Source organism: Mesorhizobium sp. WSM4807 (assembly GCF_055811615.1).
Genome location: NZ_JBVVQY010000032.1, coordinates 1 through 22964, shown reverse-complemented (window position 1 = coordinate 22964; position 22964 = coordinate 1). Strand labels below are relative to the sequence as shown.

At 64.4% G+C, this 22964-nt stretch carries 22 protein-coding genes and 1 pseudogene; 12 read left to right on the top strand and 11 right to left on the bottom strand.

All coding sequences use genetic code 11. From position 1 onward, the window contains the following. The first annotated feature begins 17 nt into the window (after positions 1-17). Genes AC0L3N_RS28565 through AC0L3N_RS28545 form a run of 5 tightly spaced genes read left to right on the top strand, consistent with a single transcriptional unit; the run spans position 18 to position 5276 of the window. Complete coding sequence (locus AC0L3N_RS28565; RefSeq protein ID WP_473550855.1) at positions 18-1799, top strand: bifunctional alpha/beta hydrolase/class I SAM-dependent methyltransferase; 1782 nt, start codon at positions 18-20, stop codon at positions 1797-1799. A 2-nt stretch (positions 1800-1801) separates the two neighbouring features. Continuing rightward, positions 1802-3139 carry a phosphatase PAP2/dual specificity phosphatase family protein gene (locus AC0L3N_RS28560; protein ID WP_473550854.1) on the top strand — a complete coding sequence of 446 codons (1338 nt, stop codon included), beginning with the start codon at positions 1802-1804 and terminating at the stop codon, positions 3137-3139. Then, the gene (locus AC0L3N_RS28555; protein WP_473550853.1) at positions 3136-3564 is read left to right on the top strand and encodes a hypothetical protein; all 429 of its coding nucleotides are present in this window, start codon (positions 3136-3138) and stop codon (positions 3562-3564) included. Before AC0L3N_RS28560 ends, AC0L3N_RS28555 begins: the two co-directional genes overlap by 4 nt. A gap of 8 nt (positions 3565-3572) precedes the next feature. Beyond that, entirely contained in the window at positions 3573-4334 is a 762-nt protein-coding gene (locus AC0L3N_RS28550; protein ID WP_473550851.1) for a lysophospholipid acyltransferase family protein, read from the top strand. 12 nt (positions 4335-4346) lie between these two features. Beyond that, complete coding sequence (locus AC0L3N_RS28545) at positions 4347-5276, top strand: phosphatidate cytidylyltransferase (protein ID WP_473550850.1); 930 nt, start codon at positions 4347-4349, stop codon at positions 5274-5276. Between the two features lie 15 nt (positions 5277-5291). On the opposite strand, the gene AC0L3N_RS28540 is transcribed toward AC0L3N_RS28545, so the two are convergent. Both AC0L3N_RS28540 and AC0L3N_RS28535 read right to left on the bottom strand, forming a co-directional pair. Further along, positions 5292-7283, bottom strand: a complete 1992-nt coding sequence (locus AC0L3N_RS28540) for an AI-2E family transporter (protein WP_473550848.1) — start codon at positions 7281-7283, stop codon at positions 5292-5294. Between the two features lie 200 nt (positions 7284-7483). Next, entirely contained in the window at positions 7484-8416 is a 933-nt protein-coding gene (locus AC0L3N_RS28535; protein ID WP_473550847.1) for a hypothetical protein, read from the bottom strand. Positions 8417-8735: 319 nt separating this feature from the next. Between AC0L3N_RS28535 and AC0L3N_RS28530 the strand changes: the two genes are divergently transcribed. Together AC0L3N_RS28530 and AC0L3N_RS28525 are read left to right on the top strand one after the other, a co-directional pair. Then, complete coding sequence (locus AC0L3N_RS28530; RefSeq protein WP_123148037.1) at positions 8736-8999, top strand: hypothetical protein; 264 nt, start codon at positions 8736-8738, stop codon at positions 8997-8999. 277 nt (positions 9000-9276) lie between these two features. Further along, positions 9277-9507 carry a hypothetical protein gene (locus tag AC0L3N_RS28525; protein WP_123148036.1) on the top strand — a complete coding sequence of 77 codons (231 nt, stop codon included), beginning with the start codon at positions 9277-9279 and terminating at the stop codon, positions 9505-9507. 188 nt (positions 9508-9695) lie between these two features. Here the strand turns inward: AC0L3N_RS28525 and AC0L3N_RS28520 are convergent, their stop codons facing one another. Further along, the gene (locus tag AC0L3N_RS28520; protein WP_473550845.1) at positions 9696-10049 is read right to left on the bottom strand and encodes a cupin domain-containing protein; all 354 of its coding nucleotides are present in this window, start codon (positions 10047-10049) and stop codon (positions 9696-9698) included. 183 nt (positions 10050-10232) lie between these two features. On the opposite strand from AC0L3N_RS28520, the gene AC0L3N_RS28515 reads away from it, so the two are divergent. From AC0L3N_RS28515 to AC0L3N_RS28505, 3 genes are all read left to right on the top strand, one after another. After that, positions 10233-10454: an alkylphosphonate utilization protein gene (locus tag AC0L3N_RS28515; protein ID WP_123148066.1), complete on the top strand. Its 222-nt coding sequence runs from the start codon at positions 10233-10235 to the stop codon at positions 10452-10454. Between the two features lie 218 nt (positions 10455-10672). Then, a complete protein-coding gene (locus AC0L3N_RS28510) occupies positions 10673-11035 on the top strand; it encodes an SPW repeat protein (protein ID WP_123148034.1) in 363 nt (120 codons plus the stop codon). Positions 11036-11335: 300 nt separating this feature from the next. Further along, positions 11336-13303, top strand: coding sequence for an acyltransferase family protein (locus AC0L3N_RS28505; RefSeq protein ID WP_473550844.1), 1968 nt, complete (start codon positions 11336-11338; stop codon positions 13301-13303). Between the two features lie 34 nt (positions 13304-13337). Here the strand turns inward: AC0L3N_RS28505 and AC0L3N_RS28500 are convergent, their stop codons facing one another. From AC0L3N_RS28500 to msuE, 5 genes are read right to left on the bottom strand one after another with little or no spacing between them, the layout of a single operon-like run. Beyond that, entirely contained in the window at positions 13338-14099 is a 762-nt protein-coding gene (locus AC0L3N_RS28500) for an ABC transporter ATP-binding protein (protein ID WP_123148032.1), read from the bottom strand. 14 nt (positions 14100-14113) lie between these two features. Next, a complete protein-coding gene (locus AC0L3N_RS28495) occupies positions 14114-15112 on the bottom strand; it encodes an ABC transporter substrate-binding protein (protein ID WP_473550842.1) in 999 nt (332 codons plus the stop codon). A 59-nt stretch (positions 15113-15171) separates the two neighbouring features. After that, entirely contained in the window at positions 15172-16020 is an 849-nt protein-coding gene (locus AC0L3N_RS28490) for an ABC transporter permease (RefSeq protein WP_473550841.1), read from the bottom strand. 26 nt (positions 16021-16046) lie between these two features. Beyond that, positions 16047-17411: an LLM class flavin-dependent oxidoreductase gene (locus AC0L3N_RS28485; RefSeq protein WP_473550839.1), complete on the bottom strand. Its 1365-nt coding sequence runs from the start codon at positions 17409-17411 to the stop codon at positions 16047-16049. Positions 17412-17465: 54 nt separating this feature from the next. Then, entirely contained in the window at positions 17466-18017 is a 552-nt protein-coding gene (gene msuE / locus AC0L3N_RS28480) for an FMN reductase (RefSeq protein ID WP_123148028.1), read from the bottom strand. Positions 18018-18254: 237 nt separating this feature from the next. Here msuE and AC0L3N_RS28475 point away from each other — a divergent pair, with 237 nt between their 5' ends. Next, a complete protein-coding gene (locus AC0L3N_RS28475; protein WP_473550838.1) occupies positions 18255-18851 on the top strand; it encodes a DUF922 domain-containing Zn-dependent protease in 597 nt (198 codons plus the stop codon). A 228-nt stretch (positions 18852-19079) separates the two neighbouring features. Here the strand turns inward: AC0L3N_RS28475 and epmA are convergent, their stop codons facing one another. Next, positions 19080-20123, bottom strand: coding sequence for an EF-P lysine aminoacylase EpmA (gene epmA, locus AC0L3N_RS28470; protein ID WP_473550836.1), 1044 nt, complete (start codon positions 20121-20123; stop codon positions 19080-19082). Positions 20124-20252: 129 nt separating this feature from the next. On the opposite strand from epmA, the gene efp reads away from it, so the two are divergent. Continuing rightward, positions 20253-20819: an elongation factor P gene (gene efp / locus AC0L3N_RS28465; RefSeq protein WP_292193664.1), complete on the top strand. Its 567-nt coding sequence runs from the start codon at positions 20253-20255 to the stop codon at positions 20817-20819. 565 nt (positions 20820-21384) lie between these two features. Here the strand turns inward: efp and AC0L3N_RS28460 are convergent. After that, positions 21385-21664, bottom strand: a pseudogene (locus AC0L3N_RS28460) (DUF2285 domain-containing protein). A gap of 367 nt (positions 21665-22031) precedes the next feature. Next, complete coding sequence (locus AC0L3N_RS28455; RefSeq protein ID WP_473550835.1) at positions 22032-22628, bottom strand: DUF6456 domain-containing protein; 597 nt, start codon at positions 22626-22628, stop codon at positions 22032-22034. Between the last annotated feature and the right edge of the window lie 336 nt (positions 22629-22964).

The following is a 22964-nucleotide window of genomic DNA, read 5'->3' as shown; positions in this document are numbered from 1 at the left end:
GTCGCCAGGGGAACAACATGCTTCATGAACCAACGATTGCCGCTTCCGCAAGTGAGCAGCGGGTGGCGCAGGAGCGCACCTTCCGCACGCATGACGGCACCGAGATCTTCTATCGCTATTGGCCGGCACTAACCGAACACGGCAAAAGCGCGGTCCTGCTGTTCCACCGTGGCCACGAGCATGGCGGCCGCATGGCGCATCTGGTCGATGAACTCGACATGCCCGGCCATGCCTTCTACGCCTGGGACGCGCGCGGCAATGGCCGCTCGGCCGGCGAGCGCGGCTATGCGCCGTCCTTTGCAGCACTTGTGCGCGACATCGATTGTTTCGTGCGCGAGATCGGCAGAGACGGGTTCGGCCAACGCGACATCGCATTGATCGCGCAATCCTTCGGCGCCGTGCTCGCCGCCGCCTGGGTGCATGATTATGCGCCCGACATCCGCGCACTGGTGCTGGCCTCGCCGGCCTTCTCGGTCAAGCTCTACGTGCCCTTCGCCAAACAAGGCATTGCGCTGTGGCAGAAGATCAAGGGCCGCTTCTTCGTCAATTCCTACGTCAAGGCCAAGTTCCTGACGCATGACCCCGAGCGCATCGCCTCCTTCGAGGCCGATCCGCTGATCACGCGGCCGATCGCCTCCAACATCCTCGTCGAGCTCTACGACCACGCCGCGCGTATCGTCGCCGACGCCCGCGCCATCACTGTGCCGACGCAATTGCTGATCTCCGGCAGCGACTGGGTGGTGCGGTATGGACCGCAGCACGAGTTCTTCGTCAATCTCGCCAGCCCGGCCAAGGAGCGGCATGTGCTGCCCGGCTTCTTCCACGACACGCTCGGCGAACGCGACCGCCGCAAGGCACTCGACCTGATCAAGCCGTTCCTCGAAAGACAGTTCGCGACGCCGGAGAAGCCGCTCGACCTGACCACGGCCGACCGCGCCGGCTACACACGCGACGAGGCCGACCGGCTGGCCTCGCCGCTCGCCCCGCTGTCACCGAAAGGCCTGTACTGGGCAATGAGCCGCGCCTCGATCCGCATGGGCGCGTGGCTGTCGTCAGGCATGAAGACGGGGATTGCCACCGGCTTCGATTCCGGCTCGACGCTCGACTATGTCTACGAGAACGAGGCGCGGGGCACCGGTCCGCTCGGCCGCATGATCGACCGCACCTTTCTCGACGCCATCGGCTGGCGCGGCATCCGCCAGCGCAAGCTGCATCTGGAAGAGTTGATCGGCAGTGCAACTGAGACGCTGAAGGCAGCCGGGCGGCCGGTCCATATCGTCGATATCGCCGCCGGCCACGGCCGCTACGTGCTCGACGCCGTCGCCAAATGCACTGAGCCGCCGGCCAGCGTGCGGCTGCAGGATTTCTCCGAGCTCAACGTTTCACTCGGCTGCAAGCTGATCGCCGAGCGGCACCTGCCGACCAGCATCTCGTTCCACCAGGCCGACGCCTTCGACGCCCAAATGCTTGCCGGGCTGGAGCCGGCGCCGGACCTCGCCATCGTCTCCGGGCTTTACGAATTGTTTGCCGACAACGCCATGATCGCCCGCTCGCTCGGCGGGCTGGCCAGGGCGATGCAGCCCGGCAGCCTGCTTCTCTACACCAACCAGCCCTGGCATCCGCAGCTCGAAATGATCGCGCGCAGCCTGACCTCGCATCGCGGCGGCCAGGCCTGGGTGATGCGCCGGCGCACGCAAGGCGAGATGGACCAGCTGGTGGCGGCGGCCGGCTTCGAGAAGTTCGACCAGCGCATCGACCAGTGGGGCATCTTCACCGTCTCGGTCGCGCGGCGCGTCTGAGCATGGTCTTGCCTGCCCTTGGCCCTGCCCCTGCCCCTTCCGCCTCTGCGCGCGAGCCGTACGCCGGCATCGTGCTGCGGGCGGCCCTGTGGCTCGCATTCCTGGCGCCGTTCTTCTACGCGACCTACGGCTTCGCCAACTGGCTGGCGTCGCAGCGCGACGATGTCGGCAGCATCGTCTTTGCCTGGGAGCGCGGCATCCCGTTCATCGCCTGGACGATCGTGCCCTATTGGTCGATCAACCTGTTCTACGGCCTGTCGCTGCTCTTGAACGATACCAAGCGCGGCGTCGATCGTCTCGCCGGCCGCTATCTGACAGCGCAGATCATCGCCGTCGCCTGCTTCATCCTGTTCCCGCTGACGGCGACCTTCACGCGGCCGCAGACATCGGGCCTGCCAGGCTTCATGTTCGCGGTGCTCGGCGGCTTCGACAAGCCGTTCAACCAGGCGCCATCGCTGCACATCGCGCTGCTGATCATCATCTGGGATCATTGGCGCGGTCGGCTCAAGGGCATGGCCACCGTCTGGCATGCCTGGTGTTTGCTGATCGGCGCCTCGGTGCTGACGACGTGGCAGCACCATGTCATCGACATCCCGACCGGCGCTTTGCTCGGCTTCTTCGCCCTGTGGCTGTTTCCGCGCGATGGCGAATTGCCGTTCGCCGGCTTTCAGCTAACCGCCGACGCCAGGGCCAGGCGGCTGGCTCGGTTCTACGCGCTTGGCACAGCCCTTGTGCTGGCCGGCGCCGTTGCCGGCGCCTTCGTCTCGGCGCTGTGGCTGATCCTGCTGTGGCCGGCGCTGGCGCTGGCCATCGTCGCCTTCGCCTATGCCGGGGCCGGCGCCAGAGTGTTCCAGAAGACGGCCGACGGCAGCGTCTCGCTGGCAAGCCGTGTCTTGCTGCTGCCCTACCGGCTTGGCGCCAGGATCAATAGATGGGCATGGACGCGCAAGCTGCCGCCGCATGTCGCCATTGCCGACGGCGTCTTCCTCGGCCGCTTTCCCACCGCCGCCGAGGCCGACGCCTTCGGCACGGTGATCGACCTTGCCGGCGAGCTGGAACGGCCGCGCGGCGTCACCAGCCGCTGGACGAGTGTCGCCATGGTCGACCTTTTGCCGCCATCGCCAGAGGCGCAAGCGCAAGCGGTGGCGGCGATCGAGGCGGCCCGCGGCCACGGCACGGTGCTGGTCTGCTGCGCGCTCGGCTTCCAGCGCAGCGCCGGCGTCGTCGCCGAATGGCTGGTTGCCACCGGCCGCTCGCCAACGCCGGCGCAGGCGCACAAACGGCTCGCGGCATCGGGCCGGCCGGTGCATCTTCGGATCGCGGTGGATGAGCCGGCATGAGTGCCCATCGAGACAAGGCCGAAGCTTTCGCCGCCGGGCTGATGACGCAGGCGGTGTGGCCGCTGCTTTTGGTGCTGGCCGCATTGACGGCCGCGCCGGTCATTGCCGTGGCAGCGCAGCCGCAGGCGACGATGCTGGCGGCGGCGGCCTGGCTGATCGCGGCAGCGAGCGGCGTGGTCACCCTCGCCCTCTCGGCCCTGCTTACCTTCGACGCACTGCTATTCTGGCTGATGGCTAGCCACATCAGCGAGGCCGCCGGCGGTGTCTCGGTCGACGACGTGCTGGCGCGAATGCGCGTCAAGCCGGCCGCTGCCGGCATCCGCTCGCTCGACCGGCGCATCGCGGGCACGCAGCGCCTGCTGATGAAGCAGCGCATCGCGCTCGGCCTGTTCGTGGCGGCATCCCTCGTCGCCTTGTCCTTCTGAGCCGGACGATGAGCAAGCTCGGCACAAGGACCTTCACCCTGCTGCAGACCGTGACCTCGGTCGGCCTGTCGGCGCTGGCCTGGGCGGTGACCGGCGTGCGGCCGATCTGGAACGGCAGCCAGCCGTCGGACCGGCAGCGCATCTACTTCGCCAATCATGCCAGCCACGGCGACTTCATCCTGCTGTCGGCCTGCCTCAGTGAGAAGCAGCGCGCCCGCACCCATGCCGTCGCTGCCGCCGACTATTGGGGAAAATCGCGGCTGCGCCGGTTCATCGCGCAGGACATGCTGTCCTCCGTGCTGATCCACCGGCAGTGGACCGATGAGGCGCAGAATCCGATCTCGATCATGCTGTCGGTGCTCGATGAGGGCCATTCGCTGATCATCTTTCCCGAAGGCACCCGCAACATGACCGACCAGCCGCTGCTGCCGTTCCGCTCCGGCCTTTACAATCTGTCGATGGCGCGGCCCGATGTCGAACTCATCCCGTGCTGGATCGAGAACATGTCGCGGGTGCTGCCCAAGGGCCAGTTCGTGCCGGTGCCGCTGCTCTGCCGCGTGGTCTTCGGCGCGCCGATCGCCATTGCGCCCGGCGAGGAACGCCGTGCCTTTCTCGACCGCGCCCGCCAAACACTGCTTGCGCTGAACCCCCGCCCGCCAACGCATGATGCGGAAAAGTGGAATCCGGTTTTCCGGAAAACATCATGCGACCAAAAGGGCGTAGAGCATCGTGCCGGATCCATCCGGCACTATGCTCGGAGGGACGACTAGAACAACATGCCAATGCACGAAACCCTCATTCTGGTTATCGGCCTCGCTGCGGTGCTGACCACGGCAAGCCTGGTCGCCGGCATCTTGTCGTGGCGCGCGCCGAAGCCTCTGTCTTCGACGCTGGTCAACCTCAACCAGCGCATCAACGCCTGGTGGGTGATGGTGGTAGCGATCACCGTTGCCTTCTTCTTCGGCCGCTCCGGCATGACCATCCTGTTCGCGCTGATCTCGTTTGCCGCCTTGCGCGAATTCGTGACGCTGACGCACAGCCGCCGCAGCGACCATTGGGTACTGCTCGGCATGTTCGGCATCGTCATCCCGTTCCAGTACTGGCTGGTGTGGACCGCCTGGTACGGCCTCTTCACCATCTTCATCCCGGTCTACTGCTTCCTGCTGATGCCGGCGATCACCGCGCTTCACGGCGACACCGAGCGCTTTCTCGAGCGCGTCTCGGCGCAGCAATGGGCCGTCATGATCTCGGTCTACTGCGTCAGCCACGTGCCGGCGCTGCTGACGCTCGACGTTCCCGGCTTCGAAGGCCGTAATTTGTTGCTGATCGCTTTCCTGATCATCACCGTGCAGGGCAGCGACGTGCTGCAATACATCTTCGGCAAGCTGTTCGGCAGGCACCTGATCTCGCCGAAGATTTCGCCGTCGAAGACCTGGGAAGGGCTGGTCGGCGGGCTGGCGACGTCGAGCCTGCTTGGCGCGCTGCTGTCGTTCCTGACGCCGTTTTCGCCGCTCCAGGCGGCGGGCGTCGCCTTCATCGCCTGCCTGATGGGGTTCCTCGGCGGGCTGGTCGCCTCCGCCATCAAGCGCGACCAGGGGGTGAAGGACTGGGGCCATCTGATCGAGGGCCATGGCGGCATGATGGACCGCGCCGACAGCCTGGTCTTCGCCGCTCCGGTGTTCTTTCACACGGTGCGTTACTTCTGGACGTGAGAACGAGCTACGGTCTCATTTTGCAGCGGCAAGCGGCGCTTTCTCGGCAGGGCGCGGCCGGCGGCGCATGCGGCGCTTGGCAGCGACCTTCAGCGCAACCGGCGGATCGCTCGACAACGCCCCCAGAACGGCTTCGACCATGCCATACGCCACAAAATCGGCATTGATGTCATTGGCCAGTTTGACGGCTGTCTCGCTGGCGTCGCCGTCCTCCGACCAAAACACGATGCCTACCCGCAGCGCCGATTTGGCACGTTTCAGCCGACGAACCAGGAAACGGGCGTGCTTGACGGAGTCGCGGTTAAGGAATCCGACCACGACGGTGTTGACAGCATCGAACTTGAGCCGGCGAATGCTCGCCGGTTCCATGTCGGCAAAGCTCGCCTTCGAGACGGTCGCTCCCTGGACTTCGAGCACCTGCGCCAGCATGGCGGCGGCGGCATCATCAAGTTCGCCGCGGCCGCCGGCACAAAGCACCGACATGTCCGTGCCATCCGGCAGTTCGGTGTCGTCCTCGCTCTCCGCTTGAGCCTGCTTTTCCTCATCCGCTGTGGCAGGCTCGGCCGCAGCCGGGTCATCGTCCTCCTCCGCTTCCTCCCGTGCGCTGTCGTCGAGGTTCGCCACCAGCGTCTGCGCACTGGCCGCCACCTGCCGTCTTTGCTCATCGCCCATGACACCCCGCACGCGATCCTGTTCGCCGAGCAGAAGTGCGGGAATGGCGACCTTGTCATAGAATTCGAACAGATATTTTTCCTCCAGGATCTCCTCGGCGTGATCAGTGGCTTCTTCCGGATCGCCGGCCAACAGCCGTTGGTAAAGCCGAGCATGTAGCTCGAGCACGGGTTCGTTGCCGAATAGGACGTCGAGGAATTCGAACTGCGGCACGTGCCTGCCGAGCACGACGAGACAGACCGTGAGCGGCGTCGACAGAACCAGGCCCAGCGGGCCCCAGAGCCAGGTCCAGAAGATCGCCGCGACAATGATGGCCAATGGTGAGAGCCCGGTGCGCGAGCCGTAGAGCCAAGGTTCGACGACGTTGCCGGTGATCATTTCCATGACCACGAACAGCCCGGCGGTCCACAGCACGAGCGACCAGCCGGGAGCCACGGCAAGCGCCAGGAACAGAGGCAGCAGCGCACCAATGATCGGGCCGATATAGGGAACAAAGCGCAGCGCCAACGCCAGCAATCCCCACAGCAGTGCATTGGGTATGCCGAGAACCCAAAGCCCGAATGCAATCGGCACGGCGTAGACGATGTTCACCACTAATTGCATGAGCAGATATCGGCCGACCCGCTTGCCCGCTTCCTGGAGCGCCTCGGTGGTCCGATGAAGATCGCCGTAGCCGACGAGGCGTATGAAACGATCGCGCAGGTCCTCGCGCTCGAGCAGCATGAATATGACGACGACGATGATCAGGCCGGCCGATGCCAGCGGGCTGATCAGCGGCCCGATCAAGTTCTGGAGAACCTGGAGCGGCCTTTCGCGCGCGATGATCTCGACAGGCACCGGCTCGCGCTCTGGCTCATCTGCGGCGGGCGGTGAGGTTTCCTGCCTGTCGAGTTCCTGGCCAACGCTTTCGATCACCCCGCTCAGCCTGGCGATGATGCCTCCGCCGATGCCGGTTTCCTTCAGGGACCTGACCTTGGTCAGGATATTCGACTGGTAAAGCGGGATGTTCTGCGCCAGTTCGCTGACCTGCGTGGCGACAATGAAGGAGAACAGCGCAAGGACCGTGAATGCGCCCAGCACAGTGGCGATGACGGCCGGAAGACGGGGAATGCCGATTCGCTTGAGTACGGAAACCATGGGTGCAAGTGCAAAGGTAAGCAGCAGAGCGATTGCGATCGGCAGGAATACCTCGCGCCCGAAATACAGGGCGGCAACCGTAGCCACGACGGTCGCGACGGTCGGCAATGACATGCGCGGGAGGACCCTGGCACCGGAAACAATGCCCACCAGCCCGGACTCCGACGGGTGCATGCCGTTTCGACGATTGGCCGCCACTTGGTGCCTCCACCCTGCCAATCACCATGATCAGGCATATTGAGCCGGCGCGCAACTTTCGCTTCTTCGCACCGGCGAGCTCGAAAACGCGAGCGGCAAGGGCTTGGCGGCCCAACTGGACAGCCGGACGGGCGCTTGGTCGTCGGACACAACAACTGACGTAGTGATCGGATTCCGCACTGCAGAAGACGAGGTCAGGCTTAATCCGAATGACGCAGCCAATGACGATCGAACACGTCGAGGATGGCTCGGAACTCGGCCGGCGGGATCTGGCTGGCACCGCCGTCCTTGCTGTCTCCGACGAGGAATTGCGCCAGCTGCCGGTCGACCATTTCCGGCTGCTCAATTGCCACGCCAAGCGAAGCCAAATCCCTAGCGATCGACCCGTCGGGCGGCAGATATCCGCCCCAGGCCTCGGGCGCCGGTTCGCGCAAGCGGACGATCAGGATCCTGGTCAGGGATGGCTGCGGCTCCGGGCCGATGATGGCGCCGCCGACCATATAGCCGCCAAGCACGCTCCCTGGCCGCGAGTGCGGGAACAGGCAGAGGAAGAAATGGGCATCGCCGCCGGTTTCCTTCAGAAACGCATAGAGCCCGCGTTTTGCCGGGCTCACCGGTCCGCCGACCTGCAGTTGTCCGGTCGGCAACACCTCGCGATAGGCGGCAGTCAGGCCGTGTGCACCCGGCCCGGTCTCTATCGACAGGCTGCCCCTGATTAACCGGCCGCGATAATAGGGCGACAAGGCATGCGAATAACATGCGTAGGTTCCGGCAAGGGCCAATCCAAGGCTTCGCTCCTCATGCCCCGACGCCGTCTCGAAATGCGCACCGGCGCGGCGTTCCAGTTCGGCCCTCTCGACGCCGTGGCGGGCGCAGATCGCCGCCGTAAAGCCTGACAGGTCGCTCTCGGCGATCCAGGCGCCGGGCTGCTCCAGCTTGAGAAGCTTCGACCAGTCGTCGTAGACGCTGAGCTCGCGTGGCTGGGCGCGGCCCTGCAGCCATTTGTCGGCACGGCCGAGATCGAACGCCGTCTTCGGGTTGACGCCCCGGAACGCCGCCGCCAAATCCTTGCGGGCGACGGTTCCCAGCAAGGCTGCAGTCAACCGTAACTTCTGCGCGATATGCTGTGCCATCCCCACCTGCCCCTTTATGCCACCGTAAGGCATAGCATGTGCCAGCACTTGCTCCCACCGCATTCATTGCCGGCCGGAACTCTCCTAAAGTCCATATTCCAGGAAATCCGCAGAATTCCACGCCGCTCCACGCGCCTGCCCTTTTCGCCCCGCCGGGCGGCGCTAAGGTCGCGCAGGGCAAGGGCAAGTTATGAAACTCACGCTACCTAGGCTTGAATACCAACACCCTTCCTCAGCCATTTGAACGACGGCGAAGCCGAGCTCTCGGCACCGGCACAAACCAGCGTAGATGCCGCCTCAACAAGGAAGGAAAAATTCGATGTCCTGGATTGCCTCCCCCAAAATCCCTTTCACCGCGGTTGCGGCTGGATCCGCCGCACTGCTGCTGCTGACCTTCGGGCCGGATGGACCGTCGCGTGCCGCTGCCGGCTCGCGCGCGGCAGCGACATATGGCAAGGCGGCTCCTGCGGCGCCGGTCATCGATCCGACGCGCATCGAAGTCGACGGCGGCGCGCACGTGATACGCTTTTACATCGACGGCAAGCAGGTCGCCCTACTCGACTCGACCGGCTTCAAGGATTGATCTTCACACCAGCGCGGACGCGACGAAGCGCGCGAATAGCTGCCGCCGTCTTGCGCGGACGACGGTCACCACGGAGTGACCGTCAAACCCTGCGCGACATGGCGCACCCTGCTGCCTTGATGCGACTGTAAGCCTGACTCGCGCCGGTTCGTTGCAGCCGCGCTTTTCCACAAGCCATATTCCAGGAATTCCGCAGAATTCCACGCCTTTCCGCGTAGCGGCCATGTTCGGGCCGGCGGCTGGCGTTTACCTACGTTAACCATTGAGGGACGCCGTTATGAAACTTGCTCTGTCTGCACTTCTCGCCGTGCTCGCCCTTTCGCAAACCGTGGAGGCTAAAACGAAAGTCGTTGCCACCGATGCCAATGCGGCGACAGCCGAGAAAAGCCGGCCGCCGCTCGACAACAAGTCCACCGGCGGGATCACCGCGTCGCCCGGTGCGATGGCAGCGCCGGCCGACAAGAATGTGTCCAGTCCGTATCCGCCGGCGATCTATTTCGATTTCTAGCGTTTCATCCATCCCTGATGGAGGGGTTCTACCTTTTATTTCGACCGCACCGCGCTTGCGGTGCCCGGGATCGGCAGGCCCTGGGATCGGCAGGCCCTGGGATCGACAGGCCCGATCGACAGGCCTCGGGATCAACAGACTTGGCGGCGCGCCAGGCCGTGACAGGATTGTTCCGTTCACCTCCGGCCTCAGCCGACCCTGACGACGAAATGCTTCATCACCGGCTCGATGATTTTCCACGTTCCCTTGAAATCGGCTTCAACCACGAAGGCGTCGCCGGGGCCGACTTCGACGGGCGCGCCGCCATCGGGCGTGATGACGATGCGCCCAGCGATCATGTGCACGAATTCATAGTCGCTGTAGGTTGCGTGGTAGGTACCGGGGGTGGCCTGCCAGGTTCCCGACATGATTTTGCCGTCCGCTGTGGTGTGCTGGACGGCGGTCTTCATGGTCGGGTTGCCGTCGACCACGACCCAGCCCGCGAGATCGCCCGCCTCGGCGTTTTCGACCGCGCCGAATTTGAGGATGGTCTTCTCTGTCATGGTCGGGCTCCGTTTGGAACTGTGCCGGCATTGGCTGCCGGTCAATAGCTGAAGCACCTGAGATGAGCAACGCGGGTGCCCTGCTCGCTTCACGAGCCAGCGATGCCACGGTTTGCCACCACGCTTGACCTTGCCGCCATCCGCCGGATAGTCCGTTGTCCGGCTTCGATGAAAGGCCCTGATATGACAGACGCGATCGTAAGAGACAGCAACGGCGCCCAGCTGAACGAGGGCGATTCCGTGACCCTGATCAAGGATTTGAAGGTCAAGGGCACGTCGGAGACGATCAAGCGCGGCACGCTGGTGAAGAACATCCGCCTCACCGGCAATCCCAGCGAGATCGAGTGCAACACCAAGCAGGTGAAGGGCCTGGTGCTGAAGACCGAGTTCCTGAAAAAGGCGTGATCGCGTGGAGTCTTGACCCGTGATCCGGGGCCTTGCGGCCTCCAGAACCCGGCGCGGCGCCTCTAAGTTGAGCAGGCGAATGACGGCACTGACGGAGCCTGGCTAACCGGCCGGCGGAGCCACTCCTTGAAAGCCGCCGAAAGTGCGATATATCAATGACTAAGCGTGCGCTGCACGCGACGTAGTGCTTTGGTCAAACTTCACCTGTGGAGGTTGTCATGGCAAACGGTCTGATGGAAGGAAAGAAAGCCCAGGACTGGATCAACCTGATCCTTGCGGCATGTCTGTTCATCTCACCCTGGGTCATCGGCTTCGTTGCTGAAACCGCTCCTGCGTGGAACGCCTGGATTGCCGCAGTCGTGCTCGGCGCCTTGGCTCTCGCGGCGCTTTCGGTATTCGCCGAATGGGAAGAGTGGGTGAACCTTGTCGTCGGGCTCTGGCTGATCGTCTCGCCCTGGCTGCTTGGCTTCACGGCAAACGTCAACGCGATGGGAACCCATGTGGTCCTCGGCGTGCTGGTGGTTGCGGCATCGGCCTGGGCGGTCTGGGACTCCCGTCATCATCCGCCAGCGCATGCGTGATCGGTGACGACCAAGGGGAGGAGCCCGGCGCGCGAGCGGCGGGCTCTTCCTAAGCCTGAGATCGGTACGCAGGCCCGCTAGCCGGGCCAATCATTTCCTTGCGCTCAAAAACCAGCCGCCCGCGGGTGCAGATGGCAGCGCCGCCGCGGCTTCCTGGTATAGACGCCGACGAGCATCCTGCTACACTCCGTGAACTTCCGCTTATGTTGCATTGCGTTAGATTTGTTGCATTGCAATATCAATGCATTGCGTCGAGTCTTCGCAACGGGGCTTTTTCAACGACCTATGTGAGGTTTCGCCGTGTCAGCATTGTTTCGGCCTGATATCGAAGGGCTGCGTGCGCTGGCGGTGTCGGGCGTCGTCGCGTTTCATTTTGGTCTGTCGGACCTGCCGGGCGGGTTCACCGGCGTCGACATCTTCTTCGTCATTTCCGGCTATCTGATCACCGGCCAGCTGCTGCGGGAAATCGCCGAGGACGGCAGGCTGGACCTGTGGCGGTTCTATGCAAGGCGCGCGCGACGCCTGCTGCCGGCCTCGCTGTTCGTCATCTTCGCCACGCTGGTCGCGGGCTACTTCATCCTGTCGCCGGACGAACAGGCGCTCTATTCGAAAGGCGCCATGTATGCCTCGGCCTATGCGATCAATTTCTGGCTGATCCGCTGGTCGTTCGACTATTTCGCCCCCGATGCGGCGAACAACCCCTTCATCCACTTCTGGTCGCTCTCGGTCGAGGAGCAATTCTATCTCGTATGGCCGGGGCTGCTTCTGCTGGCTGCGTGGCTGCGCCCGGGCAAGCGCACTGCGATCCTGGTGATCGGCCTCACCGGCGCGGTGTCGTTCGCCGTCTGCGCCTGGCTTACCACCGTGGCGCAGCCCTGGGCCTTCTATTTCTCGCCGCTCAGGGCCTGGGAATTCGCCGCCGGCGGCCTGGCGACGATGGCGCCGGCAAAATTCTGGCGAGAGCGCCCGCAACTGGGCGCGGCACTGGCATGGCTTGGCCTGGCGCTGATCGCCGGCGCCTATCTGACCTTCAGCGAGCAGGACACCCCCTTCCCCGGCGTCGCGGCGGTGGTGCCGGTGGCCGGCACCGTGCTCCTTTTGCTCAGCGGCTCCGGCAATGTCCAAAGAGGGCCGAGTGCCATGCTGGCGCTGCCGCCTTTGCAATGGCTGGGGAAACTTTCCTATTCGCTCTATCTCTGGCATTGGCCGGTCGCCGTCTATGCGACGATGATGGTGCCCGACCTCTCCTGGCCCGGGCGGCTTGCCTGCGCGGCATTGACGCTGGCGCTGTCGATCTTCACCTATCATTTCATCGAAAACCCGATCCGTCGCAACGGCTGGCTGATGGCGCACGCGGCGCGCGCGCTAATCCCCGCCGCAATGTTGACCGGCGCCGGCGTCATGGCGACTTACGCCAATGCGCGCCTTGCCGTGGACGACCTCGATCCCTCACAACGCATCATTGCCGAAACTGCCGCGCAGCCCTCTACCGCGCGCGCCGAGGTGGGCTGCGTTCTCGACTACGAGACCGTGACGCCGAAGCCCTGCGTGTTCGGCGCCAAGAATGCCGAGCGCTCGATTGCGCTGTTCGGCGATTCGCATGCCGACCACTGGTCGACGCCGCTGATCGAGGCGGCGAAGAAGAACGACTACAAGGTCGTCACCTGGCTCAAAGCCGCCTGCCGGGCGTCGCGGCTGACGGTCTGGAGCTCGAAGCTGAAGCGCGACTACACCGAGTGCGATCAATGGCGCGAGCAATCGATCAAGGAGATCATCGCCCTGCGCCCGAGCCTGGTGGTGATCTCGGAGATCTCGCTGACCAGCTCGCGCAAACTGTCGCCCGACGCGCAGCAATCCGACAGCCTGGATCAGGACTGGCAGGCCGGCCTTCGCGCAACGCTGGAGGCGTTCAGCCAGGCCGGGCTGAAAGTCGCCTTCATCCGCGATGTGCCGTTCAACAGCATGTTTGTCGACACCTGCGTGGCCCGCGCGCTGTGGCGTGGACAGACGCCATCGATATGTGACGCGCCGCGAACCGACGCCGCCAACGACGCCATGGCCGCGTTGGAGCGCGACATCGTGCGCGCCGTCCCCAACGCGACCTATATCGACATGACGGACCGGTTCTGCGACGCCAAGACCTGCCATGTCTTCATCGACGGCAAGCTGGCCTACCGCGATCGCCACCACATGGCGACGCCCTTTGCGCAAACGCTGGAGCCGCCGGTCGAGCGCGCGCTGTTCTCGACCGGGGCGGCGGAGAAATAAGGGCGGCGCAAAGACGCGCCTTTCACCCGCTGTCTCAGTGCAAGCCAAACTCGCGCAGCAATTCTTCACGATAGCGCACGAAGCGGCTTTCGCTGCGATCGCGGGGGCGTGGCAGTTCAACGTCGACCAGCCGCGCCGTGCCGCCTTTCTCCCTGGGCAGGATCAGCACCCTGTCCGCAAGATAGATCGCTTCTTCCAGATCATGGGTGACCATGACCATAGTGACGTTTTCCTCGCTCCAGATGCGCGCCAGTTCCTCTTGCATGCCGATCTTGGTCATCGCGTCGAGCGCGCCTAGCGGCTCGTCGAGTAGCAGGATTTCAGGCCGCACGGTCAACGCCCGGGCGATGCCGACGCGCTGCGCCATGCCGCCCGAAAGCTGCCTGGGATAGGCATCGCTGAATTCGGCCAGACCGACGAGCGCGGTATAGATGCGGGCCTTGTCCTCCGCCTCCGCCTTGGGCACGCCCCGCACTTCGAGGCCAAAGGCGACGTTGCCGAGTACCGTCAGCCACGGCAGCAGGCGCGGTTCCTGGAAGATCACCGCGCGCTCGGAGCCGACGCCATGGATCGGCTTGCCGTCGATCGCGACACCGCCACTGTCGGCAGCCTCCAGCCCGGCAAGAATGCGCAGCAGCGTGGTCTTGCCCGATCCGCTGGCGCCGACAATGACGAGGCATTCGCCGGAGCGGATGTCGAGGTTGAGCGCCCTCAGCACGGCAAGCGGGCGCCCGCCAAGCGTGAAGGATTTGGAGAGGTCACGTATCGTGACCTCGCCGCCGCTTGTGGTGGCCATGGCCCGTCTCCCGGTCAGTTGGTTTTCGATTCGCCGCGCCGGTAAAGGATGTCAGCGGCTTTCAGCCTGCCCTTGGGCAGGCGGCCGTCGCGCTCGAGCACGCTGACCCAGAAGGCGATGTCGCGGTCGTCAGCCTTCGCACCTTCACGCAGGCCGAAGCCGGTCCAGTAGCGCGCCAGCTCGCCATTTTCGCCACGCTTGTCGAGGATGTCCGCGAGCACCTTGCGCGCCTCGTACGGGTTCTGGCGCGACCAGTCGGCGGCGCGGGCCGACTGGTCGACGAAATTGCGGGCGCCATCCGGATGCGCCGTGATGAAGTCGCGCCGCACGACGATGAAGCCGCCGGCCAGTTCGCCCAGCACGTCGGTGTCGTTGAACACGCCGCGCACGCCGCCATTGTCGACCAGGGCGCCGGCAAAGGTCGCCTGCCAATAGCCCAGTCCCGCGATATCGACCTGGCGTGACCGCAAAGTCTGTTCAAGCTGGGGCCCCGGCACCACGACGAGGTTGGCGGCATCCGGCGGCAGGCCGACGCCGTGCAGCGCCTCGCGCACGGTGTAGTCGAGATGCGCGCCGAGCGTGTTGACCGCGATGGTCTTGCCGGCGATGTCGGCAATCGATTTGATCGGACTGTCTTCCAGCACGTAGAAGACGCTGCGCACTTGCCTGTTGATGACGTTGCTTGGATAGGCGGCGACGAAGTCGTTGCCGCCGGAGATCGAGTTGATCACCGCAGCGGTCGCGGCCGAGCCGAGATCGACGCTGCCGGAGGCGAGCGCGAACAGCGATTCCGGGCCGCCGCTGGAGTAGCCGACATTCTCCAGCTTGACGCCGAGGCCCTCGAAATAGCCGAGCGCGTCCGCCAGCTCATGCGGCGAGATGCTGCCGCGGCTGGCGAGGTAGCGTAACGTGACCGGCGCGGCTTGCGCAACGGCGAAGCGGGGCAGGCCGGCGGCGATGATGCCGGCGGCAAAGGGAGCGCCCGCAAGCAGGGAACGGCGAGTGATTGGCATGGGTCCGGTCTTTCCTGTTGGAGAGGGTGGTGCCTGTTGAAGAGGATGGTGAAGGCTGGTCAGTCGATGGGATTGCTCCAGCGGCAGAGCCGCCGCTGCAGGCTGACCAACGCCTGGTTGGCGATCAGGCCGAGGCCGGCGAGGATGACGATCGCCGCAAACATCAGCGGGATCTGGAAGTTGTACTGCGCGTTCATCACCTGGAAGCCGATGCCCTTGTTGGCGCCGATCATTTCGGAGGCGATCAGCAGCAAGAGCGCCGTGGTCGCACTCAGCCTTAAGCCCACGAAGATCGACGGGACGGCCCCTGGAAGCACGACACGGCGAAACACGGTGAGCCGCGCGGCGCCATAGACCCGGGCCATCTCAAGCAGTTTCGGATCGACTTGCTTGACGCCGCTGATGGTGTTGAGCAGCAGCGGAAACAGCGTCGCCCAGAAGATGACGAAGACCTTTGATGCCTCCCCCAGCCCGAGCAGCAGGATGAACACCGGATAGAGCGCCAGCGCCGAGGTCTGCCGGAAGACCTGCAGGATCGGATCAAGCGCGGTTTCGACGGCGCGCACCTGGCCCATGAACAGACCAAGCGGGATGGCAACCGCCACCGCCGCCGCGAAGGCGAGGCCGGCGCGCTGCAGGCTGATGGCGATGTCGCCGAGCAAGGTGCCGCCGGCCAGACCGTTCCACAATGCGGAGACGATCGTGTCGATCGGCGGCAGCACCGCGGCGTTGACCCATCCCGCGCGGCTCGAGACCTGCCAGATCGCGAGGAAGGCGATCAGGATGCCGTAGCGGGACAGGAAGCGGACGACAGTCCGGTTGGCCAGGCGCGGGAAAACGGCGCCAAGGCTGGTTCTGCCGTCATGTGTACCGATCGTGACCCGCTGCTCGATGTGTTGCAAACTCATCGTCCTGCCCTTTGCTTTAAGAGAATCTATTCGGCGGCCAGCACCTTGGAGCGGCCGGCGGTCCAGGGGTTTTCCGGCCGCCTGAGGCCGAGATTCTCGCGCAGCGTCCTGCCTTCGTAGGCGGTGCGGAACAGGCCCCGGCGCTGCAGCTCGGGGATCACCAGGTCGACGAAATCGTCGAGCGCGCCAGGCAGCCAGGGCGGCAGGATGTTGAATCCGTCGGCGGCGTCGTTGCCGAACCATTCCTCCAGCTGATCGGCGACCTGCACCGCGCTGCCGATGACGGTGTAGTGGCCGCGGGCCGTCGCCACCCAGTGGTAGAGCTGGCGGATAGTGAAGTCGTGCTCGTCGGCAATCTGGCGGATCAGTGCCTGGCGGCTCTTCATGCCTTCGGTTTCCTTGCTCGGCGGCAGCGGTCCGTCGAGCGGATACCCGCTGATGTCGAGCGTCTGGCCCGCCAGCCCGTTGAGCAGGGCCACGCCGTCCTCGGGCAGGATCAGGTCGTTCAGCTGCTGGTACTTGGCGCGGGCTTCCTCTTCGGTGCGGCCGACGAAGGGAGCTACGCCCGGCATGATCAGCACCTGTCCGGGGTCGCGGCCGACCGCCGTCACGCGCGCCTTGATGTCGCGGTAGAACTCTTGCGCCGAGGCGAGATTCTGATGGGCGGTGAAGATGACCTCAGCCGAATGGGCGGCGAGCCTGCGGCCGTCCTCCGACTGCCCGGCCTGCACCACCACCGGGTGACCCTGCACCGGGCGCGGTACATTGAGCGGACCTTTGACGCTGAAATGCCGGCCCTTGCGGTCGATGTCGTGAAGCTTGTCCTTGTCGTAGAAGCGCCCCGACTTCTTGTCGCGGATGAAGGCATCGTCTTCCCAGCTGTCCCACAGCGCCTTGACCGTCTCGACATGCTCATGCGCCCGGGCATAGCGCTCGGCGTGGGCAGGCTGCGTCTCGCGATTGAAATTGCGCGCGGTATCGTCGCCCGCCGAGGTCACGACATTCCAGCCGGCCCGGCCATTCGACAGCAGGTCGAGCGAGGCGAACTTGCGGGCGAGCGTATAGGGCTCCTCATAGGTGGTGGAGGCGGTGGCGATGAAGCCCAGATGCGTGGTGAGCGGCGCCAATGCGGCGAACAGCGTCACCGGCTCGAACCCGGCGATCTTGGCATTGCCGCCTTCGCGGGCGCCAAGGCCGACGGTCAGATTGTCGGCGAGGAAATAGGCGTCGAACAGGCCGCGCTCGGCGGTCAGCGCGAGCTGCCTGTGGAACTCGAAATTCGTCGCGCCGTCGGCCGGCGCGTCAGGATGGCGCCAGGCTGCGATGTGCTGTCCGCCACCGGGCAGGAAAGCACCAAGCTTGATCTGCCTGGACTTGCTGGATCTGGTCATTGCGGGCTCCTTCTGAGCTGTGCGGAAAGGGCATCGAGGGTCACTGGCCGGTGTTCAGGCGGCAAGACCTACGCTGCGTGGCACCACCCGGCATGCTTCGGCGACCGCTTGCCTGGCGCGAGCATGGATGGCTTCGGACACCAGCACGCCGTTGGCGAAGTCCTTGTCGGAGGCGTAGATCGCGGTTGGCAGCGTCAGCGCCTCGAAGAAGCCGAACAGCGGCCGCAGCTGATGTTCGACAACCAGTGAATGACGATCGCCGCCGCCGGTCGCAGCAAGGATGACCGGCTTTCCCCTCAGGGATGACGGGTCGAGCAGGTCGAAGAAATGTTTGAAAAGCCCGGTGTAGCTGCCTTTGAAAGTCGGCGAGCCAATCACCAGGACATCGGCGTCCAGCAATTGCTCGACGATGTTCCTGGCCGACGGATCCAACTCGCCAATGCGCCTTGCCTGCGGGAAGGACTGACCGAGATCCTCGATGTCGAAAACGGTCGAGGCTGCACCGGTGCCGCTCGCCAGCTCCGCGACGATGTGGCTGATGAACGCCTTGGTCTTGGACGGACGGGTCAGGTTGCCCGACAGCCCCACCACCAGGGTTTTCGACATTTTGGGCTCCTCGCAAAACGGCATCTGTGTATTAAGTCTACTTAGTTTATAGAATTAGATCAGAAAGAAGATTTCAAAACGAGCCCTTCAAGCGGATTGAGTTTGCGGCACATCGCCGTTGATTGGTTCTTTCGACGCGAAATGCGAACGCCGTGTCTGGCAACGGCGCCTTGACCGCATTCCGGCCACGCGTTGATGATCTCAAGCGCATCAAAGCCATCGGCCCGGGGGATTCGCATGAAAACAGCCGTTCTGACGTATCTGCTGCTGGCCTGTTTGCTGGCTTCGTCGGCGCAGGCGGGATGGAAGCCGGTCGAGAAGGTCGAGACCTACGCCGTTTCAGGGCAGACCGGTCCCCAGCTCCATGCCTCGATGGGCGAGCGCGGGCCAATGATCGGCAAGGGCAAGGTCCGCGCCATGGCCTACACCAATTTCAAGCTGACCTGGGTCAGGGACTATCAGCGACAAGGCAACGCCTGCGTGCTGGTGTCGGCGCGGCCGAAGCTCATCATAACCTACACCTTGCCCAAAACGTCCGGGCCGGTGCCGGCCGCCGTGCAGAAGAGTTGGGACGTTTTCGCCGCTGGCCTCGCCGCCCATGAAAAGGTGCATGGCGACATCATCGTCGACATGGCCCGCAAGATCGAGACGGCGACCATCGGCCTGTCCGTCCCCGACGATCCCGGCTGCAGCAAGATCAGGACCGAAATGACAAGGCGGCTTGCCGAACTCTCCCAGGCGCAGCGGCAGGCAAGCCGCGATTTCGACCGGGTGGAATTCGCCCCGCGCGGCAATCTTCAGCAGCTCATCGTTAATTTGCTGATGGGGCGGTAGGGGAGGATGGAAACCACGGCAAGGCTGGCGGCGGACAGGTCGGCGGGACAGCGCCCCCCTCTGTCCTGCCGGACATCTCCCCACTTGGGGGGAGATCGGCCGTCATCTTTGATTTCGCCAATCGCCCACCTCGAAAAAGAGGCGCTGCCGGCGGAACTGCCGATCTCCCCACTTGTGGGGGAGATGTCCGGCAGGACAGAGGGGGCGCCGTAGAGCACAGGCCTCGCCTCACCCCGCCATCGGCGTCCACATCACATCCTCGACCCGCATTGCCCCCGTCGCCAGCATCACCAGCCGGTCGAAGCCGAGTGCGGCGCCGCTCGCCTGCGGCATCATGGCCAGTGCGGCGAGGAAATCCTCGTCGATCGTATAGCGCTCGCCATAGATACGCTCCTTCTCGTCCATCTCGAGGATGAAGCGCCGGCGCTGCTCGGCGGCGTCGGTCAGCTCGCCGAACGCGTTGGCCAGTTCGACGCCGCAGCAATAGAGCTCGAAGCGCTCGGCGACCCGCGGATCATCTGCGCTCGGCCGGGCAAGGGCGGCCTCCGAAATCGGATAGCCGTAAAGGATGGTGGCGCGCCCCTGCCCCAGCGCCGGCTCGATCTTTTCCACCATCACCCGGCTGAACAGATCGGCCCAATTGTCGTCGGGCGCGGTGCGTAAGCCCGCCTGGAGCAGAGCCGCGTGCAGCGCTTCACGATCGGTGCTGCCGTCGGCGGCGACCGTGGCCAGCAGGTCGATGCCGGCATGGCGCATGAAAGCATCGGCGACGCTCAACCGTTCGGGCTCGGCGAACGGATCGGCCGCGCGGCCGCGAAAGGCGAAACGTTTTGCACCCGCGCGCTCGGCGGCCAGCGCGATAAGCCCGGTGCAGTCCTTCATCAGGCTCTCATAGGTCTCGTTAGCCCGGTACCATTCGAGCATGGTGAAGGACGGATGATGCAACGGGCCGCGCTCGCGGTTGCGATAGACGGCGCTCAGGCTGAAGATGCGCGTCTCGCCGGCGGTGAGCAGCTTCTTGCAGGCGAATTCCGGCGAGGTGTGCAAATAGAGCGGCAGACGCTGTCCGTCCGGCCCGATCGCCTCGGTGGCGAAGGCCGACAGATGCGCCTCGTTGCCGGGCGAGACCTGCAGCGCCGCCGTCTCGACCTCGATGAAATCGCGGCTGGCAAACCAGTCGCGCAGGGCCGCAGTGATGGCATTGCGCAGGATCAGCCGCGGCCGCCTGTCGGCGTGAACATCAGGCGTCCACCAGGGCGAGGCGGCGGTCATGACGACAGGATTTGCATGGAGGACTGGCGATTGCCGCCAAGATGCGCTAGGCCGCACCGAACGGCTCCCGCAGCCGATTTGCGCCGGTCGGCGCTCCCAGGCCAGTCAACGCTCTTAGGAATAAAGCCCGTGAAGGTCATCGCCAGTTCCCTACGCAAAGGCAATGTCGTCGAAAAGGACGGCAAGCTCTATGTGATCCTCTTTGCCGAAAACATCCATCCGGGCAAGGGCACGCCGGTGACCCAGCTCGACATGCGCCGTATCTCCGACGGGGTGAAGGTTTCGGAGCGCTACCGCACCACCGAGCAGGTCGAGCGCGCCTATGTCGAGGAGCGCGAGCACACCTTCCTCTACCGCGACGCAGAAGGCTTCCATTTCATGAACCCGGAAAGCTACGACCAGGTCGCGGTGCCGGAAAGCGTGGTCGGCGAGATGGCGCCCTATCTCAAGGAAGGCATGGCGGTCCAGATTTCCCAGTACAACGGCATCGCCATCTCGCTGGTGCTGCCGCAGCGCGCCACCTTCGAGGTGGTCGAGACCGAGCCGGTGACCAAGGGCCAGACGGCGTCCTCGTCCTACAAGCCGGCGACGCTATCCAACGGCGTGCGCACGCTGGTGCCGCCGCACATCACCGCCGGCACCCGCGTGGTGGTGATGACGGCCGATGGCGCGTATGTGGAGCGCGCCAAGGATTGAGGCTGGTGGATCGCTTGCGGGCGACAAGCCTCGCGTGCTGGAAGCCGGCTGAGCGCGCGGCGGCTAGTAGCGGGAGCAAATCGCGTACACAGCTGCCAGGTATGTGAGTGCAATCGTGACGTAGGAGACCGCGAGTTCGGCCACGATGGAGGTGATTTGAAGCAGCGTCACCGGAAAACCCTTTGTTAACCCTAGCTCGCACATACGCGTTAATCCTGTCTCTTAACAGTCCCCTATAAGTATCGGTGAGCGAGGCCCGCCACGGCGCCTGATCGTCGCAGAATGCCAAGGTAGAGGCCCAACCCGCGATTGCCCCATGCCATGATGCGCGCCGGGAAGAGTCTGCTTCACTGGACAGTGCAGCGGGTTTACTGGACAGTGCAGCGGGGCATTCAGCCAAGGATGAAACCCGCTACGAGAACCGTAAGGACCATCGACAGCGGAACGGCAAGAAGGCAGCAAGCCTCCAACCTGTTGATTTGCCAACGATTCATCGTGTGCTTCCCAGTTGGTTTCCTATCTAAACGGGCAAACCGGGACGGCGGTTCCACGGAAATGCCCGGCGTCATCCGCACCGCTCATAGTGCGATCGGCGCCAACCCTCATTCCCGGTCATCCAGCGGGCACGCGCCAGATGCGTCGCCCAGGCCCGGAATGCCCGTTCCGGTTCCTGGTTCGGATCAATATGCAGAACGGTGTGGACGACCTCACGCCAAATCGGCCCCGTCCGCCGAAGCATCGAGCAGCCGCATGTAAGTCAGCATGCAGTGCTCGTCATACGCGGTCAGCACCGAAGACGTCGGCGCCACGTCTGCGAAATGAGGGTCTAGCGGTGGCTTTGGCATTGCGATCTACCAGCAATGGCGCACCGTAACAGGCCGTCGAGAAGCCCGCGCCCTTCAATTGGAGGACGCTGGCCGATCGAGGCTCGCTGCGCGCCCCGAAAATCAGGATGCGGCTTGCTACATTCGCTTCTGGGGCTTTAGATGAGCCCATAGCACTGCGGCGGCAAACAAGAGCGCAAAGACAAGCGAGACATTAAAAATCGGATGGGTGCTGGACACAGCCGCCGTTGCCGCAACAATGCCGACGATCGCTAAGATTGCCCCCAAAACAACACCCATGAAACGCATTGCCAACCCTCACATCTCTTGGTCAGGTAGGCAGCCTCTGATGGCATGACAAGTTCATAGCGCCCGCCCCGTTTGCCCTCTACCCCCGCGGCCGCCGCATCAGCATCATCCCGTAATGCACCGCCAACAAATCCAGCCCGATCTTGAGCAGTTTAGAGACCACATCCCGCGGCTCGCCGGTCTGTTCGGCCAGGCTTTTTACCGTTTCGCCGGCGCAGCAGACTTTTTGCACCACGCCCGACACCTCCCAATGCGCAAGCGCCCTGGTGGCGTCGGCATAAGAGCGGCCGGCGGACAGGATGCGGTCGGCAACGCCGCCGCCGATGCGGCCACCGTCGACGCGCTCGGTCAGCGCCATCGGCTTGACACCGTCCTGCGCCGAGACGCGAAAATCCTCGCAGTAGCGCATACCCGCCTCGCGCTGCTGGCGCGACAGCGAGGTGATGCCGGTCAGCGGGTCGACATTGCGCACCCGCACAATGCCGCCGGTCGAGCTGTCATTGGAAACCTCATAGATGCGCTTCGCCTCCAGCGTGCCGGTCGCCAGCCGCTTGCGGCCGAAGGCGTCGTCCTTCAGCGCGAAATCATGGCCGACCTCCTTGCGGATGCGCACCTGCTCGGCCTCGCCCTTGGATAGTTTGGCCGGCTTGGCCTTTTGGGCGGTCTTCTTGCTCATCTGTGGCTCCTCGTTTGATTGCTGCCTTCGCAGGATCTGGGTTCCTCGCCCCACGGAGTGGGGAGAGGTGGCTCGGCAAAGCCGAGACGGAGAGGGGCAGTCGCGCCGCACGCTGGCGATTTCGTCGTTGAAGAGCTTAGGTCTTCATCGGTTTGGCCCTTGCAATTCCTCATCCGGCCTTGGCTTCGCGTAGGGCGCCCCCTCTCCGTCCCAGCTTCGCCGGGCCACCTTGTATGGGGCTTTCGCTGTCAAGGGGCCTTTTCAAGGCGGCCATCCCTTTGTTCGACGGTTTGGCGGCCATCCCTCCGTCCCGACCTGCTTTTGGAGGGAGCGTCG

What these genes read in the sequence shown, in the direction of transcription:
- AC0L3N_RS28515 (WP_123148066.1), top strand. Translation starts at nt 10,233, where the DNA reads ATGACAGACGCGATCGTAAGAGACAGCAACGGCGCCCAGCTGAACGAG.
- AC0L3N_RS28565 (WP_473550855.1), top strand. Translation starts at nt 18, where the DNA reads ATGCTTCATGAACCAACGATTGCCGCTTCCGCAAGTGAGCAGCGGGTG.
- msuE (WP_123148028.1), bottom strand. Translation starts at nt 18,017, where the DNA reads ATGTCGAAAACCCTGGTGGTGGGGCTGTCGGGCAACCTGACCCGTCCG.
- AC0L3N_RS28490 (WP_473550841.1), bottom strand. Translation starts at nt 16,020, where the DNA reads ATGAGTTTGCAACACATCGAGCAGCGGGTCACGATCGGTACACATGAC.
- AC0L3N_RS28555 (WP_473550853.1), top strand. Translation starts at nt 3,136, where the DNA reads ATGAGTGCCCATCGAGACAAGGCCGAAGCTTTCGCCGCCGGGCTGATG.
- AC0L3N_RS28455 (WP_473550835.1), bottom strand. Translation starts at nt 22,628, where the DNA reads ATGAGCAAGAAGACCGCCCAAAAGGCCAAGCCGGCCAAACTATCCAAG.
- AC0L3N_RS28535 (WP_473550847.1), bottom strand. Translation starts at nt 8,416, where the DNA reads ATGGCACAGCATATCGCGCAGAAGTTACGGTTGACTGCAGCCTTGCTG.
- epmA (WP_473550836.1), bottom strand. Translation starts at nt 20,123, where the DNA reads ATGACCGCCGCCTCGCCCTGGTGGACGCCTGATGTTCACGCCGACAGG.
- AC0L3N_RS28550 (WP_473550851.1), top strand. Translation starts at nt 3,573, where the DNA reads ATGAGCAAGCTCGGCACAAGGACCTTCACCCTGCTGCAGACCGTGACC.
- AC0L3N_RS28520 (WP_473550845.1), bottom strand. Translation starts at nt 10,049, where the DNA reads ATGACAGAGAAGACCATCCTCAAATTCGGCGCGGTCGAAAACGCCGAG.
- AC0L3N_RS28530 (WP_123148037.1), top strand. Translation starts at nt 8,736, where the DNA reads ATGTCCTGGATTGCCTCCCCCAAAATCCCTTTCACCGCGGTTGCGGCT.
- AC0L3N_RS28525 (WP_123148036.1), top strand. Translation starts at nt 9,277, where the DNA reads ATGAAACTTGCTCTGTCTGCACTTCTCGCCGTGCTCGCCCTTTCGCAA.
- AC0L3N_RS28510 (WP_123148034.1), top strand. Translation starts at nt 10,673, where the DNA reads ATGGCAAACGGTCTGATGGAAGGAAAGAAAGCCCAGGACTGGATCAAC.
- AC0L3N_RS28560 (WP_473550854.1), top strand. Translation starts at nt 1,802, where the DNA reads ATGGTCTTGCCTGCCCTTGGCCCTGCCCCTGCCCCTTCCGCCTCTGCG.
- AC0L3N_RS28500 (WP_123148032.1), bottom strand. Translation starts at nt 14,099, where the DNA reads ATGGCCACCACAAGCGGCGGCGAGGTCACGATACGTGACCTCTCCAAA.
- AC0L3N_RS28475 (WP_473550838.1), top strand. Translation starts at nt 18,255, where the DNA reads ATGAAAACAGCCGTTCTGACGTATCTGCTGCTGGCCTGTTTGCTGGCT.
- AC0L3N_RS28495 (WP_473550842.1), bottom strand. Translation starts at nt 15,112, where the DNA reads ATGCCAATCACTCGCCGTTCCCTGCTTGCGGGCGCTCCCTTTGCCGCC.
- AC0L3N_RS28545 (WP_473550850.1), top strand. Translation starts at nt 4,347, where the DNA reads ATGCACGAAACCCTCATTCTGGTTATCGGCCTCGCTGCGGTGCTGACC.
- AC0L3N_RS28485 (WP_473550839.1), bottom strand. Translation starts at nt 17,411, where the DNA reads ATGACCAGATCCAGCAAGTCCAGGCAGATCAAGCTTGGTGCTTTCCTG.